This is a genomic window from Roseivirga ehrenbergii, from assembly GCF_001593005.1.
Taxonomy (GTDB): domain Bacteria; phylum Bacteroidota; class Bacteroidia; order Cytophagales; family Cyclobacteriaceae; genus Roseivirga; species Roseivirga ehrenbergii.
This window is the reverse complement of the sequence record NZ_LQZQ01000049.1, coordinates 108,263-125,211: the sequence shown is the minus strand read 5'-3', so window position 1 is coordinate 125,211 and position 16,949 is coordinate 108,263. Positions and strand designations below refer to the sequence as shown.

Sequence of the window (16,949 nt, the reverse complement as noted above, 5' to 3'; positions counted from 1 at the left end):
ATAAAGCCAAAGTTGACTTATCGGTAAGTTTATACATGCTTTTTACCCGATTGAACATCATTTAAATCATTCACATTAGAATATGAGATAAAATCATTCATTGACAAAAAGGTTTTGACTGTCCTCAATTGCTGTAAATTAAAAAGTCCATCTCGCATTGCTGCAAAATGGACCTTCTATTGCTACAAAGTATCTTAGGTTAAAGTTAACTAATTCCAACCACCGCCTAGCGCCTTATAAATATTGACCATGGCGTTCATTTGCTGCATTTTAGTTTCAACCAGTTCAAACTTCGATTCTAAAGCATCGCGCTGTGTCAACAATACTTCCATATAATCTGCCCTTGCCGATTTGAAAAGGTCATTTGAAATATTGATCGACTGTGAAAGCGCATCAACTTCTTTCGCTTTCAAGTCATAGCTCTGTTTTAAATTTTCAATGTTTGAAAGCTGATTGGCTACCTCAACAAAAGCACCTAAAATCGTTTTCTCATAATTAAAAACAGCCTGAATTTGCTTTGCATTGGCATTATTATAAGTCGCCTTAATCTCATTCTTATTGATCAAAGGTGCCATAAGATCACCCGCCAATGAGTACAGTAATGACTCCGGGGCTTTTAGCAAAAAGCTTGGGTTAAAAGCTTGAAGTCCAACACCAGCACTAATTCCTACAGAAGGATAAAACCTAGCCCTGGCTACTTGCACATCCAATTTCGAAGCTTCTAGCTCTAATTCTGCCTGTCTAATATCAGGTCGGTTGGCTAGCAATTGCGAAGGAATTCCTGAATGAATTTGTTTAGGCAACAGATCATTGAAAGTTTTAGAGTCCCGCTCAACTGATTGAGGGTATCGTCCCACCAAAAAGTTAATTCGGTTCTCCGTTTCAATGATTTTCTGCTGAATATCAAATTGTAAACTACGAGTATGGTATACCTCAGCTTCGAATTTACGCACCGCCAGTTCTGTAACTCTAGCAGCTTCTTTTTGCAGCTTTACTATTTTCAAAGCCCCAGTCTGAATTACAATGTTCTGTTTGACAATGTCTAACTGATTATCCAAAGCCAATAACTCATAATATGAATTAGCAATTTCAGCAATAAGATTAGTGACCATGAAGTTCTTCCCATCAACAGAAGAGAGGTAACGTGTTAAAGCTGCCTTTTTAGAATTACGCAGTTTACGCCAAACATCCACTTCCCAAGTGGCATAAGCGCCAACCATAAAGTCGCCTAGCGGTTCTGGAAATTCTCTACCTGGTTCGATATCCGTATTCGCCTCTAGCGCACCATTACGAGTATATCGTCCTACTTTGTCTACTCCCGTTCCCGCTCTTAAATTCACCGAAGGCAAGTATTCCCCTTTCTTCGCACTTACCTCGTTTCTTGCAATCTCAATTTCTTGAAGAGTAATATTCAATTCTTGATTATTGCTCAGGGCAGTATCAATTAATGATACCAAGTAAGGATCGGTAAAGTATTCTCGCCATTGCATATTGGCGGTGTTAGTGGTATCCTGATCGCTGTAATAACGATCAGGCACATCTGTATTAGCCACTTTTTGCGCTAATTCTGGAGCCGTACAAGCCGAAAAGGCCATTAACAAACTGGCTACGACTATGTATTTATATTTCAATCTATTACGCATTTTTAAATCGTTCTTCGGTTAATGGTCTGTCGTGTTCATCTCTAATTAATTGACGGCCTTCTGCCATTTTCGCAAAAATGAAATAGAGCCCAGGTATGATTATTACCCCGAAAATTGTTCCGAGCATCATACCCCCTAATGCCGAAGCGCCAATTGTTCTGTTTCCAATTGCACCGGCTCCAGTGGCTATTACAAGCGGAATCAAACCAGCCACAAAAGCAAATGATGTCATTAAAATTGGTCGGAAACGCGTTTTTGCTCCCTCAATAGCTGCTTCAAGAATTGTAAACCCTTGCCTATGTTTCTGCACAGCAAACTCTACAATTAATACAGCATTTTTACCCAGCAGACCCACCAACATAATCAGACCGATTTGAGCATAGATGTCGTTATCTAAGCCCATCAATTTGAGCAATAGAAACGAACCAAATACCCCCATTGGAATTGATAGAATAACCGCAAGTGGTAAAAGGAAACTTTCGTACTGAGCTGCCAAAACAAAATACACAAAGGCCAAAACAATGATGAAAATATAAATGGCTTGGTTTCCACTACTGGCCTCGTCATATGACAGTCCTTCCCAAGCAATATCATAACCCTTAGGTAAGGTTTCCTTGGCCACCTCATTGATTGCCTGAATAGCATCTGCAGTAGTATATCCTTTTGAAGGTAAGCCCCTGATAGAGGCTGAATTATACATATTATAACGGGTTACCTCATTTGGCCCTTGCTTCTTCTCAATTTTCATAAAAGCTGAATAAGGCACCATTTCTCCATGATCGTTTTTAACAAAGAGTTTTAACACATCTGAAGGAAGTTTTCTGAATTCAGGGTCTGACTGAACATACACCTTGAAAAAGCGCCCAAACCTAATAAAACCCTGTTCATAAGTACTACCGATGAGTATGTTGAGGTTTTCCATGGCATCATTAATAGAAACCCCTTTTTGCATTGCCAATTCATTGTCTATCACCAATTCGTATTGTGGGTAATTGGCAGCAAAGAATGTAAACAGACCTGTCAACTCTTCGCGCTTGCCCAAATCCTCAATAAACTGCTTATTGATTTTATCAAATTCCTGATAGTCTGTATTGGTAGTTTTATCTAACAAACGCATAGAAAAACCACCTGAAGAACCGAAACCAGGTACCGCTGGTGGCTCGAAAAACTCTACCACGGCACCGAGCCCTTTCGACTTTTCTTCCAGCTCTTCCATGATCTCCTTTACAGATTCTTCTCGATCTCCCCAAGGCTTGAGGTTAATTAGACAAGTGCCTGCATTAGAGCCTCTTCCTTCAGTCATAATTTCATAACCTGCCAATGAAGAAACCGATTCTACCCCGTCAATTTCTTCACAGATTTTCTGAAGTTTTTGAGATATCTGATTGGTTCTTTCCAAGGTAGCCCCCGGAGGAGTTTGGATAATCGCATAAATAGTACCTTGGTCTTCGCCCGGAATAAATCCTGATGGAAGTACTTTGCTTTCTAAATAAATGCCCGCACAAAATGCGATCAGAATTCCGAAAGTCACTACTCTTCGGTTTACAATTCGCCTTAACAAGGAGGTATACTTCCCGGTCATTTTTTCAAAGCCATTATTGAATCCATCGAGGAGCTTGTTCATTACCGTTTTTTTCTTGGGCTTACCATGATTGTTCTTTAAAATCATGGCACAAAGCACAGGCGTAAGCGTAAGCGCCACCACACCTGAAAGTACAATTGCCGAAGCCATGGTAATAGAAAACTGCCTGTAGAAAATACCCACTGGACCAGTCATAAACGCCAACGGCACAAAAACGGCTGTCATTACCGCAGTAATGGCTATAATAGCGCCACTGATTTCATGCAACACTTCTTGCGTAGCCACATAAGGAGAAAGGTTTTTCTCTTCCATTTTGGCGTGCACTGCTTCCACCACAACAATGGCATTATCGACCACTATACCAATGGCCAATACCAGCGCAAAAAGCGTAATTAGGTTAATGGAAAGACCGAAAAACTGCATAACGAAAAATGCACCAATCAACGAAACAGGAACGGCAAGTGTAGGAATTAATGTAGATCGCCAGTCACCTATAAATAGGAAAACCACCACAGCAACCAGAATAAAAGCTTCGCCCAAAGTATGGAGTACTTTATCAATTGATGCATCTAAAAATTGAGATACATCATAGCTAATTTTGTAGTCCATTCCGGGAGGGAAATTGGCTTTCATTTCCTGCAGTTTAGATTTCACCTCCGCAATTACATCACTGGCATTACTTCCATAATTTTGCTTTAATACAATAGCGGCAGAAGGATGCCCATCTAAATTAGAGTAGATATCGAAAAACTCACTTCCCAATTCAGATTTGGCTATATCCTTTAGGTGAATGCTTTCCCCTTCAGAATTAGCCCTAATAATGATATTATCATACTCCTCAGGTTTGTTAAACCTACCTTTATAGGTAAGTACATACTCCAACGATTGGGCTGCAATACCAGAGCTTTGGCCAATTCTACCTGGTCGACCAATAATACTTTGCTCTGCCAAGGCTTCCATTACTTCCTCTACAGAAATATTATAAGCGCGCATTCTATCTGGGTTCAGCCATATACGCATAGCGTAAGTACGGCTACCCAAAATCTGTGATCTGGCAACCCCTTTAATCCTGTTTATTTCGGGGATCATCTGAACGTTTGCGTAATTGTAAAGGAACTTCTCATCCATACTTTCATTGTCCGCATACAGGTTAACATACATCAGCATACTTGGCTGAATGGGCGTAATGATTACCCCTTCCCGTTGCACTAATTCAGGCAACAACGGCATTACTTGGTCTACCCGAGTTTTCACCCGGATAACCGCGAGATTGGGGTCTGTACCGGGTTCAAAAACCACGTTTATAGTAGCCTCTCCAGCACTTGTAGCATCTGTGGCCATATAGCGCATGTCTTGAACACCGTTGATTGAATTTTCTAAAGTGATGAGGGTAGACTTTACCAAAACATCGGCACTAGAGCCAGGGTAAGCAATAAATATACTAACCGTGGTTGGTGCTATTTGGGGAAACTGAGAGATAGGCAGCTGCTTAATGGCCAGCCCACCTATGAAAATGATAACGACCGAAATCACAATTGCGAAGACGGGTCTGTGTAATATTTTATTAAACATTTTTTCTGATTTTAAGGAGGTAGATTATTCAGCGTATAAATTCAGATTAGACAGTACTGCCATTGGCTGCACAAAGTCATAGCTGATCTCATCGTTTTCCCTAACCAAGCGTAGGCCTTCAAGAAGGATTTTATCGTTTTCTGACAAACCTTCTGATACCGCAAATACATGGGGCATTTCAGCAGCAATTTTGATTTCTCTAGACCTAACTACATTGTGTTCGTCAATCACGAATACATATCTTTTGTCTAGAATTTCGAATGTAGATTTCTGAGGAATTAGCAGTGCGTTTTCTATTGGAACGCTCATTAATACGTTGCCTGTTCCGCCATGGCGCAATAGGCCATTTGGGTTGGGGAATGTTGCTCTGAAAGCAATATTTCCTGTTTCGTTATTGAAGTCAGCTTCAATAGTTTCGACAACTCCGGCCTGATCGAATTGCTTATTATTGGCCATTAATAGCTTTACGTTAATCGCCTCAATACTCTGTATTTGAGATTTATAATCTAAGTACTCAGCCTCTGGCACATTGTAGTACACCCACATTTGGCTATTATCAGAGAAGTTTGAAAGCAGTTCGCCTTCTTCTAATAAGCTTCCTTCACGAACATGAAACCTATCGATGATTCCATCAAAAGGAGCTCTAATTTCTGTGAACTGTAAATGAACTTGGGCTAATGACAATTCGGCCTTGGCCTTTTCTAGAGTGGCCTGTGCTAAAGCCAACTCATTTGGAGCTACCACATTGCCATCGGCCAACTTTTTAGTATTCTGGTATTCTATTTTTGCAAAATTGACCTCAGCTTGAGCCTTTTTTAATTCGGCTTCATAAAGCTTAGGCATAATCTTAAATAGCAGTTGACCTTGCTTTACAGACTGACCTTCATCTACATAAATTTTCTGCAAGTAGCCTCTTTCCTGAGCACGTAACTCAATATGGCGAATTGACCGAATTTGACTTACATAATTTTTGGTTATGGAAGTGTCCATCCGAGCAGGACTAGTTACTGAAAACTTGGTTTCAGTTTCATGAACTTCCTTTTTTGATTCACAGCTTGTGTATAGCAACAATGCACACAAACTCGTAAGCATGAGAATTTTCTTCATCACAATTTTGGGATTTAAAAACAATAAGATTTTAAGGGTATTTCTTTTGAGATTAGTGCAAACAAGCACAAAATGATCTCTTGTGACTTTTATAGGTCACTTAGCTATAGAATTTTAGACCAGGCTATTTAACGAAACCTAACCTATTGATAATAAGTATTATATACGAAAAACCTGATATACAATATACCAGTGACGAGAAGTTAAATAGGAAAAACGCTGTGTAAAAGTTGCTTTTTTAACCCTTCGGCTAGAGAAAAACCCAAGCAACAGTAAGCATATAATAGCAGCCATATATGTGCTACCTGCAAGGTGCTTTTTTGAAGAAGTTAACTCTTCCTCAATTTCAGTTTCAACAACATCAACATTGAAAGTTTTTTCAGAATCTGACAATGGAGCTTCTGAAAGAAAAAACTGATGATCTTGAGCAACTAGAGGTATAACTTCAGTGCTTTCACTCAGCAGTTCGGAACACGTTGCAGAATCCTGATTTAATTGTGCGTATGGATAGCCCCAGACATTCAATACCAGAATTCCTATTGCTAAAAAATACCCTAAACGCAGATTTTTCATTAGGCGCCAAAGCTACATTACCGTAATAATATAGCCAAATACAGATTTGTTAATTTTTCATTAAATATCAAAAATTAAAAATGCTCTGCTTTTGAGGAAGCATCGAGGTTAATCTAAAGCGCCCATTCATAAAATGCACCACTTTGTGGCTCATATTTATCCCCTTAAAAAGATTGTAGAACTGACACTAGAATAAAAATTGAGTTGATTGAATTTTGAATTTAACTGCAAAAAAGACAGAGAGTTGTAAAGAGGGAATAACCCAACGAATCATAGTTTGCAACTAAAGATACCTCGTACTTTCAGGGCTCCCTCTAATCATCGTTTACAACGAGGATTTTCGCTACTGTCAATACTCTTCACCAGCAGATCTACTACATTAGCCCATTATTCGCACACTACTTTTAATCCTACCCCCAGGAACGAAAGATATTCGCCCTTACAGGGCTTATTTGATTTTATACTTTACAGGGAACGGGCTACGCCCGTCCTTACAATATCTCGCCCTTTCAGGGCTTTCAGTTCAAAACATCTAGCCTCTTAGAAGCGACAAAGAGCAAAAAAATACTGCCTCTCACAGCCCTGAAAGGGCGGAATACCCAAACGAAGGGTGCAGCCCTTCGTAAAAAGCACCTCTTCTACTTAAGCCCGGAAGGGGCGAAATAGACGATTATCTTCAATTTCCTCAAAACATTACTTACATTTGATAGTATCATATGATACTATCATGAAGCCACCTTACGAAATAACTAACTTTATTTTAAAGCTCATTTCCTCCATTTCGGAGCGAATTGGTGAGATCAATGCTTCACATCTAATTAAACCACAAACTGAATTAAGGAAGAGGAATAAAATCAAAACCATTCAGTCATCTCTTGAAATTGAGGGAAACACACTAACGGTTGAAAAAATAACAGCCCTACTAGACAACAAAAGGGTAATTGCTCCCGCTAAAGACATTACCGAAGTAAAAAATGCCATTACAGTTTACGATAGCATTCAGGCTTACAAGTTTGACTCCATCAGCGACTTCAAAAAAGCGCACAAAACATTGATGTATAATTTGATTGATTCGACAGGCGAGTTTAGAAAAACAGGCGTTGGAGTGGTCAAAGGATCAAAAGTTCAACATTTAGCACCACCAGGCCCAATTGTAAATGGTTTGATGAACGAGCTCTTTAAATACCTCAAGCAAAACGATGACATCCCCCTGATCAAAAGCTGTGTTTTCCATTATGAACTAGAGTTTATACACCCTTTTGTAGATGGAAATGGAAGAATGGGACGCTTATGGCAAACCGTTATTCTAACCCAGCATAACCCCTTATTTGAGTTCATCCCCGTTGAATCAATCATTAAAGAAAAACAAGATCAGTATTATCTATCCCTAAACAAGTCAGATAAATTGGGGCAAGCCACTCCTTTTATTGAGTTTATGCTAAGCGTAATCCATGATGCGCTGGCCATTGTTTTGGACAGTCAACGGCCGAGCCTTTCAAATCATGATCGATTAATGATTTTCAAAGAGAAATTTTTGGGATCAGAGTTTTCTAGAATAGAGTACCTCAAACATTTCAAAGAGATCTCATCCGCAACCGCCAGCAGAGATTTAAAACTTGCTGTGGAAAAAGGCATCCTACTTAAGCTTGGGGATAAAAGGCTTACTAAGTATAAGTTTAGTTGAGCCACTTCTTCTACTCAAAAAACCGTCATAAGGATTTACCGCAAAGGACACAGAGAGTCACAAAGAGGAATACATAATCCGTAGAAATCAGGCAGGCTCAAGGAAAGAAATGAGGAACCCACTAATCCTCGTTTGCAACGAGGATTTTCACCACTGTCAGTATTCTTCACCAGCATATCTACTACATTAGTCCGTTATTCTCACACTACTTTTCATCCTGATTCCGATCGCTTCGTGGGAAGAAAAATGTATCCCGCCCCTACAGGGCTTATTTAATTTTGTGCTAAACTAGGGACGGGCTGCACCCGTCCCTACAATATCTAGCCCTTACAGGGCTTTCAGTTCAAAACATCTAGCTTCTTAGAAGCGACAAAGAGCAAAAAAATACTGCCTCTCACAGCCCTGAAAGGGCGACATATCCAAACGAAGGGTGCAGCCCTTCGTAAAAAGCACCTCTTCTACTTAAGCCCTGAAGGGGCGGAATAAGTCAGTGAAAAGTTTCACTAAAGTGAAACTTTATTTCTATCTTTGATAGGTGACCAAGATACGTACAGTAGTTTTCTACAAGAATTACTTCGAAACCTTCTTTATCAAACAAACCGATAAAGTCAAAAAGAAGATAGTTTGGACTTTAAGCCTAATTGAGGAAGTACAAACCGTTCCAGAAACCTATTTAAAACACTTAAAGGGAACGCAAGGCTTGTATGAAGTGAGGGTACAATCTGGAAGTAACATTTACCGAGTTTTTTGTTTTTTTGACGAAGGCAAAATTGTAGTTATCATGAATGGCTTTCAGAAGAAAAGCCAAAAGACACCAAAGGGCGAAATTGAAAAAGCCTTGAAAATCAAGAAAGAATATGAGCAAGAGCAAAAATAATATCACAAGCCTAGATCAATTCAAAGACAAGCATTTTGGAGAAGTGGGTACATCCAGCCGCACCGAGTTAGAAGATGGTTATGAGAACTTTAAGATTGGCACTTTAATCCATGAAGCCCGTTTAGAAAAAGGCCTTACTCAAGCGCAATTGGCAGAAAAAGTAGGCACTACTAAATCATACATTTCTAAAATTGAAAACAACATTAAAGAAGTGCGCCTTTCTACCCTTAAGAAGATTGTGGAACTGGGTTTAGGTGGAGAAATTGAGTTATCGATAAAGTTGTAATTAAAGCAGTAAATCAGGCTAATTTATAATGGGTATAAAAAACAATGGACGAGAATTCGAAAAACTCACGGAATCAATCTTCAGAAAATTTGTCAAAAACCCTAGTTATGAAAAGGTAGAACATAACGTAAACTTAAAGGGAATAGACGGACCAAGACAGATTGATGTCTTGGTCAGCTGTAAAAGTTGCGGAATAAACTTTGTTACTGTAGTCGAATGCAAAGATTATAATAGTAAAATTTCAGTTGGTACTATTGACGCATTCCACTCTAAGCTTCAAGATGTAAAAGCAAATAAAGGGGTTTTGGTTGCTAAGAGAGGATTTTCCTCTACTGCAATTTCTAAGGCGAAACGACTTGGTATTACGTTATGCACTGCGGAACAAGTTCTAAATAAACAATGGTCATTGGACATTGACTTCCCCATATTGTTAGAAGTAACTAAGCCAATTAGCTTTGATTTTGAAGTAAGTGCTGACTTAAGAGAAGGAGATAAAATAGATCTAGATTCATTAATTATTAATGGCATTGATTTAACTGAACTGCTTAAACGAAAATGGCAAGATGGTTCACTTGGTTTCTTAAGAAGCGAGAAAGAACAAAAAATATATTTAGATGAACTTACCCCGCCTTATGAAATAAAAATAAATAATGAGCAAGAAGATATTCGATTCGCAAACTCATTTGCAATAAGCGCAAAGTTTGATACCAAGTATTATCTAACCGAATTGAGTAAACTTGATGGAACACAAATTTTAAAGAATATAACTGAAGAATCCACATCAATATTCTTCGACATAAAATCAATTAGAGATGTGAATAAGGAATTTAAAGAAGTTTCTAAAACCACAATAGATAGCTTCAATGGCATGCACATTGAAATAAGAATTTCAGGAAATTTTTCAGCATCAATGGGGGAAATTTTAAAACATAACACCTAAACAAATGCTAATGCCCATGATTATCAAATACCCCTAACAAGTCTAAACCCTGTCGCAGGTTCTCCGAACCTGTGACAATTATAATTCATGGCTCTGTCCTAAGCTCCGTCAATAAAACGAACAGACTGTCGCGTCACAAACCTGAGCTATCGCTCGGTTTATTCCTCACAGTGACGGTTCTGGACTGTCTCTTATAATAGCAGTTTGTCTGTTCATAGTACTTTATAATCCCCCACCTACCGCCCCACCTCGCTTTGCTGAAGCTTCGCGTAGGCAAGGAGGGCGGACATCAGTTCAAATATTGGATTTTGGATGTCTCACTCATCAAAGGGAACAATCAATATAAACTACAATACAGGTAAAAATAATTCACACCATCTCTTGCTTCCATTTTTATATTAACTACATTTAAGGTAAATAATAAAACAATGGGTAAACATAACCTTGGTGAATTCGAGGAAATTGTGCTCTTAACGGTAGCCATTTTACATGGTGAGGCCTACGGAGTAGCGATTATCGATGAAATGGAATCGCGCTTGGAGCGCTCGGTAAGCATTGGTGCTTTGCAAACAGTATTAAGAAGATTGGAAGACAAAGGATTTCTGACTTCTGAATTTGGCGAAGCCACCAAAGTGCGGGGCGGAAAAAGAAAACGGTTTTTTACCGTTACCAGTTTAGGCAAAACTACGCTTCGCGAAGCCAAAGAACAGCGCCTAAGTTTGTGGAAAGCCATTCCAGAAATAGCACTTAACGATTAATCGTCATGCGGTCACATGACAATATTCAGCCTTCAAAGTTTTGGCTCAGGTTCTTCAGGTGGTTCTGCAGAGCCGAGTACAAAGAAGACATTGAAGGTGATTTATTAGAACGGTTTGAGGCGAATGCCGAAAACCACGGAGTACAAAAGGCAAAAAGGTTATTCAAGAAAGACGTGCTAAAGCTGTTCAGGCCCAGCATAATCCGAAAATTAGAAGGAAATCAAAAACTCAATTATTACGGTATGTTCAAACACAACTTATTAGTCAGCTACAGAAATTTTCTGCGCTACAAAAGCGCATTTCTAATCAATCTAATTGGCCTTTCCACCGGATTGGCCTGCACCCTACTCATCTACCTTTGGGTAACCGATGAATTAAGCGTAGATAAATTCCACAAGCTCGATGACCAGCTTTTTCAGGTCATGCTTCACCATGAAGAGTCGGGCACCCTCAATACGCAAGAAGACACGCAAGCCATACTGGCCGAAGCCTTGGAGCAAGAAGTACCGGAAATAGAAATTGGCTTACAGGCCACCCCCTCCTTTTGGTTCGGTAAAATGCCACTAACAACTTCTGAGAAAACGATTAAAGCTTCGGGCAGATTTGCCGGAAAACGCTATTTCGAGCTTTTCACCTTTCCGCTGATTTATGGCTCAGCCACAAGCGCACTAGTAAACAAAGAGTCCATTGCTATTTCTGAAAGCTTGGCCACAAGCTTATTTGGAAACCCAGAAAAAGCCATGGGCCAAAACATAAAATGGCAAGTGTTGGAGTTCAGCAAAGACCTTCAGGTTTCGGGAGTTTTCGAAGATGTTCCCGCCAATTCTACTGAAGAATTCGACTTTGTTTTACCCTTCGATATCTTCGCTGATATGCTGGGCGAAGGTAAACATTGGGGCAATTATAATGCGCTTACCTATGTCAAATTGGCCAAAGGAACAGATGTTGACCAGCTCAATGAAAAGCTTGCACCATTTGTAAAGGAAAAAGCGCCTAAATCTAATGTAACTCCGTTCGTTCGCCCCTATTCCGATAAATACCTGTACTCCAATTATGAAAATGGTGTACAATCGGGTGGTAGAATAGAATATGTAAGACTCTTCTCTATTATTTCAATTTTCATTCTGCTGATCGCCTGCATCAACTTTATGAACCTTTCTACGGCCAAAGCCTCACGAAGAACCAAAGAAATTGGCGTTAAAAAAGCCATAGGCGCCAGACGCGAAGCCCTAATTTGGCAGTATTTGGAAGAGGCATTTCTCATGACCTTCATTTCTATTCTAGTAGCCTTGGTGTTGGTTGTGCTTATTCTTCCTCAGTTCAATGTGATTACGGGCAAGCAGATCGTTTTTCAACTCAGTTCTAATTTGCTCATTTTGCTTTTCGCCATTCTAGTAATCACTGGATTGATAGCGGGAAGTTATCCTGCGCTTTACTTGTCGGGATTCAAAGTAACTACCATTCTTAAAGGGAAAATCAAGAATTCATTGGGTGAACTTTGGGTGAGAAAAGGCTTGGTTGTTTTTCAGTTTACTTTATCTGTTGTTCTCATTGCAGCTGTACTGGTGGTTTCAAAACAAATTGAATTCGTACAGAACAAGAACATAGGTTACAATAAGGAAAACCTGATTCTCTTTGCCAACGAAGGCAAAGTAACAGAGAACCTAGACACCTTTATCGATCAACTCAAAAACACCCCTGGAGTAATCAATGCAGGCGGTACGCAACATACCATTATTAGTGGCGGAAGTTACACTACCGATGTGCACTGGCCAGAAAAAAACGAGGACGTGCAAACCCGATTCGGTAATATGACGGTGACTTATGATTTTATAGAAACGCTTGGCGTAGATATTATTGAAGGCAGAAGTTTTTCTAGAGAACTAACCACAGACATTTCTAAACTCATCATAAATCAGGAGGCAGTTAAAGTAATGAGGTTGATCAATCCAATAGGGCAAACCGTAAGGCTTTGGGGCAAAGACATGCAAATCATTGGTGTGGTGGAAGACTTTAATTTCAGTTCTTTACATGAGCCAATCACCCCAATGTTCTTCAAACTAGAAGACCAAAGAATGATGAATATTTTGGTTCGGATTGAACCCGGACAAGAGCGCAATACCATTGATAGAATCTCAAAGCTTTACAAAGAATACAATGCTGGTTTCGATTTCAATTACACCTTTTTAGACCAAGACTACGCCATTCAATATGCTTCTGAAGAACGTATTTCCACACTTTCAAAATACTTTGGAGGAATAGCCATTATCATTTCTTGCCTAGGCATTTTCGGATTGGCTGCTTTTACCGCAGAAAGACGCTCTAAAGAAATTGGAGTTAGAAAAGCGCTAGGCGCCAGTAATTCAAACATCGTTAGGTTACTCTCTGTCGATTTTAACCAAATGATTGTATTGGCCATTCTGATTGCGCTTCCTTTAAGCTATTTCTTACTGAAATCATGGTTGGATGAATTCGCCTATCATATCGATCTTGAAATCTGGTATTTCTTATTGGCTGGCCTTGCTGCGCTCGTCATTGCATGGCTTACCGTAGGCTTACAAACCTTTAAGGCCGCCAAGGCAAACCCAGTAAAGAGCCTAAGAAGCGAATAACAATCTTCAAAATCAGCCCTCCAAAGCTAAACAAGATTAGTTTGGAGGGCTTTTTATTTCCTTCCATTGAAATCATTCACTCTCCTATGAATGAAAATCAACGCTTATAATCTTACTTTTGCTGAACTAAGCAACAAACATGGCGAAAGAGGAGCCCACCAAATTAAGTCCAGAACAGATTCGCCAGTGCATTGAGGTATTGGAGAGCCTAAATGCCAACACCAACCAAATCTTCGATATTCCAAAAGAAGAACGACTGGCTTTGATTATAGCGGCAGGTACTTTTTCGCGTCCGAGCAAAGAAGAACTTTTGAAGCGCAAAAGAGGCGCTAAAAAAGTAATCAAGAAGAAAATAGCAGCCAAAGATAAGGAAGCAAGAAACGCCACTGGTATTAGAAGTGCTCGGGAAGCCTCCATTTTCATTGCCCCTACTATGATTGACCTCACGGGCAAAGAGCATGAGAAAGAAGTCGAGCTGGAATCTCCAAGAGAATGCTACGTGTGCAAAACCACTTTCAATAAACTTCACCATTTCTACGACACCATGTGCAAAGAATGTGGTGACTTCAATTATGCCAAACGTTTTCAAACCGCAGACCTCACCGGCCAAGTGGCTCTGGTCACAGGCTCTAGGTTGAAAATCGGTTACCACATTACTTTAATGATGTTGAGGGCTGGAGCTACGGTAATTGCTACCACTCGCTTCCCTATCGATTCGGCTTTGCGCTTTTCTAAAGAAGCCGATTTCAAAGATTGGGGCCATCGTTTGAACATTCATGGCTTAGATTTAAGGCATATTCCGAGCGTAGAAATCTTCTGCAATTTCATTGAACAGCAATACGACAGGCTCGATATTCTAATCAACAATGCGGCACAAACCGTGAGACGACCTGCTGGTTTTTATGCGCATTTAATGCCCAATGAAAGGCTCAAGTTTGAAGAGTTAACACCCTTCGCCCAAGACCTTCTGGCTGATCACAACGACTGCATACAAGAATTAAGAACTTTAAGTGCTGGCTTTGCCAAAGGCGAAAACAAGAATTTACCTGTAAGCTGGCACGGCAAACAATTGGGTATTGGACTAAGTGCTTCAGCTCAGCTCTCTCAAATCCCATACAGTATCGACAATTCACTTACTGCTAAGGAGGTTTTTCCTGAAGGGAAACTAGATGCAGATTTACAGCAGGTGGATTTACGAAAAACGAACAGTTGGCGATTGAAGCTTGGCGAAGTGCACACCAACGAAATGCTGGAAGTTCAACTGGTGAATTCAGTTGCTCCTTTTGTATTGTGTAACCGTTTGGTGAACCTGATGAAAAAGGAAAATACTGGAATTAAACATATCATCAATGTGTCGGCCATGGAAGGTAAATTCCACCAATTCCATAAAGAACCGCGCCATCCGCACACCAATATGGCGAAAGCCGCTTTGAACATGATGACGCTTACTTCGGCATCGGACTTGGCTAAATTTGGAATTTACACCAATGCCGTAGATACAGGTTGGGTAACAGACGAAGACCCAGCAGAATTGGCCCGAAGAAAAGAAGAACTGCATGATTTTCAGCCGCCACTTGATATTGTGGATGGCGCTGCAAGGGTAATGGATCCTTTATTTGATGGAATTAATACGGGCAAACATTGGTGCGGGAAATTCTTGAAAGACTATAAACCCACTTCTTGGTAGGTTAATTATTCGGTCTCATTCACCCTTTTCCAATACACCGATTTACCGAACATAGGCATTTTCATATAACCCCTTACCTCCAGTTGGTCGCCATCCAGTTTGAGAATGCAATCGTATGATTTTCCCTTTTCAGGATCATACACTTTTCCTTCCACCCACTTTGAATCTTTGAAGGTAAAACCTTCTATCAAATCAATACCAATGAGTGGTCTTTTCTTCAAACTTTCAATCTCATTATTAGCATCACGGATGACATGATCGCTATTGGCACTTGCTTTCAGCCAAATAATTTCACCAGAATAACGACCCGCTTCTTTATAAATCCTCACTTTCGCCTTCTTTCCTTCCGTCCACCAAACACCCAAAATGGTATCGGCAGTATCGGATGGTGCTTTAAAAACAGACATCGTTAAAAGGAATATGGTAACAATTAATTTCATAGGTAATAACTCTGTTTCAACCTCATCAAGCGATCTATTGTTCTAAAACACGAAGGCTATGATCAAAGATTGTGCGTATTCAAAAAATCTGCCAAGACCTTTAATCATTGCGAAATAATCGGCTTAAACATAGAGCTCAAAATTATCAGACATATTTTTGGTCTTACCTGTTTGTAGCAAAGACTTCCACTTCGCCCGACAATTCGATATCACATTAAATAATATTAACTGGAATAGACAGTTCTCTGAATGAATAAATTACTATTTTTGAACGAGTTTAAGCAATCGTGAATAAGCAAGAAAAGAAAGTCAGAAGGAAGAAAAAGGTTGGTTCATACCAATATGGCAGTGTCATTTTTAGTGTGACCTTGGCCCTATTTGTGGTTGGACTTTTCGGAATGCTCCTATTACATACCAACCGTCTCACTTCGGTGATTCAGGAGAATATTGAGATCCAAGTATACCTCAATAAAAACACGTCAGAAAATCAGCGTAACCGCATTCAGCGAGAAATTTCTACAAGCCCTTACGTGCTCAAAAAAGAAGACAAACCTCAAATCACCTTTATTTCGAAAGAGGATGCGGCCGAGCAGTTCGTAAAAGATACAGGTGAAGATTTTTCTGAATTCTTAGGCGATAACCCACTGCGCGATGCCTTGGTGGTAAACATTGCTCCTGAGTTTCAAACCAATGCTAAACTAGATAGTATCGGCAATAAAATCGAAACCATTAGCGGTGTTTATGAAGTCACTTTTGTAGAAAGTCTTGTAGATTCCATCAACAAAAACCTTAGAAACATCGGATTGATTCTGATGGGCTTTGCCACTATTCTTCTGATTGTAGTGGTCATGTTAATTAACAATACCATTAAGCTGGCCCTTTTCTCTCAGCGATTCTTAATCAGAAGTATGCAATTGGTGGGTGCTACCAGTGGTTTTATTAAAAAACCATTTCTAAAAAGAGCCATCTTTCATGGTGCTATAGCAGGAATTGTTTCATCGCTATTGCTTTATGGACTGCTTCAATTTGCCAATACCAAAATAGAAAGGTTAGTAGAACTTCAGCAAGAAGTTTTCATCTTGGCCCTTTACGGCTTACTCATTATTCTGGGAAGTTTCATTGCCTTTATCAGCACCTATAGGGCCATGAACAAGTATTTAAAAATGTCACTAGACGAACTATACTAAT

Annotated in this window: 13 protein-coding genes; 8 read left to right on the top strand and 5 right to left on the bottom strand. The window is 39.7% G+C overall.

All coding sequences use genetic code 11. The features are described from left to right. Window positions 1–209 precede the first annotated feature (209 nt). The 4 genes from MB14_RS14955 to MB14_RS14940 form a co-directional block, all read right to left on the bottom strand. The gene (locus tag MB14_RS14955) at window positions 210–1,643 is read right to left on the bottom strand and encodes a TolC family protein (RefSeq protein WP_062592988.1); all 1,434 of its coding nucleotides are present in this window, start codon (window positions 1,641–1,643) and stop codon (window positions 210–212) included. Beyond that, on the bottom strand, window positions 1,636–4,797 hold the full coding sequence (locus MB14_RS14950) for an efflux RND transporter permease subunit (protein WP_062592986.1): 3,162 nt from the start codon (window positions 4,795–4,797) through the stop codon (window positions 1,636–1,638). The genes MB14_RS14955 and MB14_RS14950 overlap by 8 nt, the downstream gene beginning before the upstream one ends. 24 nt (window positions 4,798–4,821) lie before the next feature. Further along, window positions 4,822–5,904, bottom strand: coding sequence for an efflux RND transporter periplasmic adaptor subunit (locus tag MB14_RS14945; protein WP_062593438.1), 1,083 nt, complete (start codon window positions 5,902–5,904; stop codon window positions 4,822–4,824). Between the two features lie 159 nt (window positions 5,905–6,063). Further along, the gene (locus MB14_RS14940) at window positions 6,064–6,477 is read right to left on the bottom strand and encodes a hypothetical protein (RefSeq protein ID WP_062592984.1); all 414 of its coding nucleotides are present in this window, start codon (window positions 6,475–6,477) and stop codon (window positions 6,064–6,066) included. Between the two features lie 727 nt (window positions 6,478–7,204). On the opposite strand from MB14_RS14940, the gene MB14_RS14935 reads away from it, so the two are divergent. From MB14_RS14935 to MB14_RS14905, 7 genes are all read left to right on the top strand, one after another. After that, window positions 7,205–8,161, top strand: a complete 957-nt coding sequence (locus MB14_RS14935; protein WP_172796118.1) for a Fic family protein — start codon at window positions 7,205–7,207, stop codon at window positions 8,159–8,161. 535 nt (window positions 8,162–8,696) lie between these two features. Further along, window positions 8,697–9,038: a type II toxin-antitoxin system RelE/ParE family toxin gene (locus tag MB14_RS14930; RefSeq protein ID WP_062592980.1), complete on the top strand. Its 342-nt coding sequence runs from the start codon at window positions 8,697–8,699 to the stop codon at window positions 9,036–9,038. Then, window positions 9,019–9,324, top strand: a complete 306-nt coding sequence (locus tag MB14_RS14925) for a helix-turn-helix domain-containing protein (RefSeq protein ID WP_062592979.1) — start codon at window positions 9,019–9,021, stop codon at window positions 9,322–9,324. The genes MB14_RS14930 and MB14_RS14925 overlap by 20 nt, the downstream gene beginning before the upstream one ends. 28 nt (window positions 9,325–9,352) lie before the next feature. After that, complete coding sequence (locus MB14_RS14920) at window positions 9,353–10,264, top strand: restriction endonuclease (RefSeq protein ID WP_062592977.1); 912 nt, start codon at window positions 9,353–9,355, stop codon at window positions 10,262–10,264. A gap of 428 nt (window positions 10,265–10,692) precedes the next feature. Further along, window positions 10,693–11,022, top strand: coding sequence for a PadR family transcriptional regulator (locus MB14_RS14915; protein WP_062592975.1), 330 nt, complete (start codon window positions 10,693–10,695; stop codon window positions 11,020–11,022). 5 nt (window positions 11,023–11,027) lie between these two features. Next, entirely contained in the window at window positions 11,028–13,634 is a 2,607-nt protein-coding gene (locus MB14_RS14910) for an ABC transporter permease (RefSeq protein WP_221405505.1), read from the top strand. 139 nt (window positions 13,635–13,773) lie between these two features. After that, a complete protein-coding gene (locus MB14_RS14905; protein WP_062592973.1) occupies window positions 13,774–15,321 on the top strand; it encodes an SDR family NAD(P)-dependent oxidoreductase in 1,548 nt (515 codons plus the stop codon). 5 nt (window positions 15,322–15,326) lie between these two features. Here MB14_RS14905 and MB14_RS14900 read toward each other — a convergent pair whose 3' ends face one another. After that, window positions 15,327–15,761: a DUF2147 domain-containing protein gene (locus MB14_RS14900; RefSeq protein WP_084376100.1), complete on the bottom strand. Its 435-nt coding sequence runs from the start codon at window positions 15,759–15,761 to the stop codon at window positions 15,327–15,329. A 287-nt stretch (window positions 15,762–16,048) separates the two neighbouring features. On the opposite strand from MB14_RS14900, the gene MB14_RS14895 reads away from it, so the two are divergent. After that, a complete protein-coding gene (locus MB14_RS14895) occupies window positions 16,049–16,948 on the top strand; it encodes a cell division protein FtsX (protein ID WP_062592969.1) in 900 nt (299 codons plus the stop codon). The last annotated feature ends 1 nt before the right edge of the window (window position 16,949 follow it).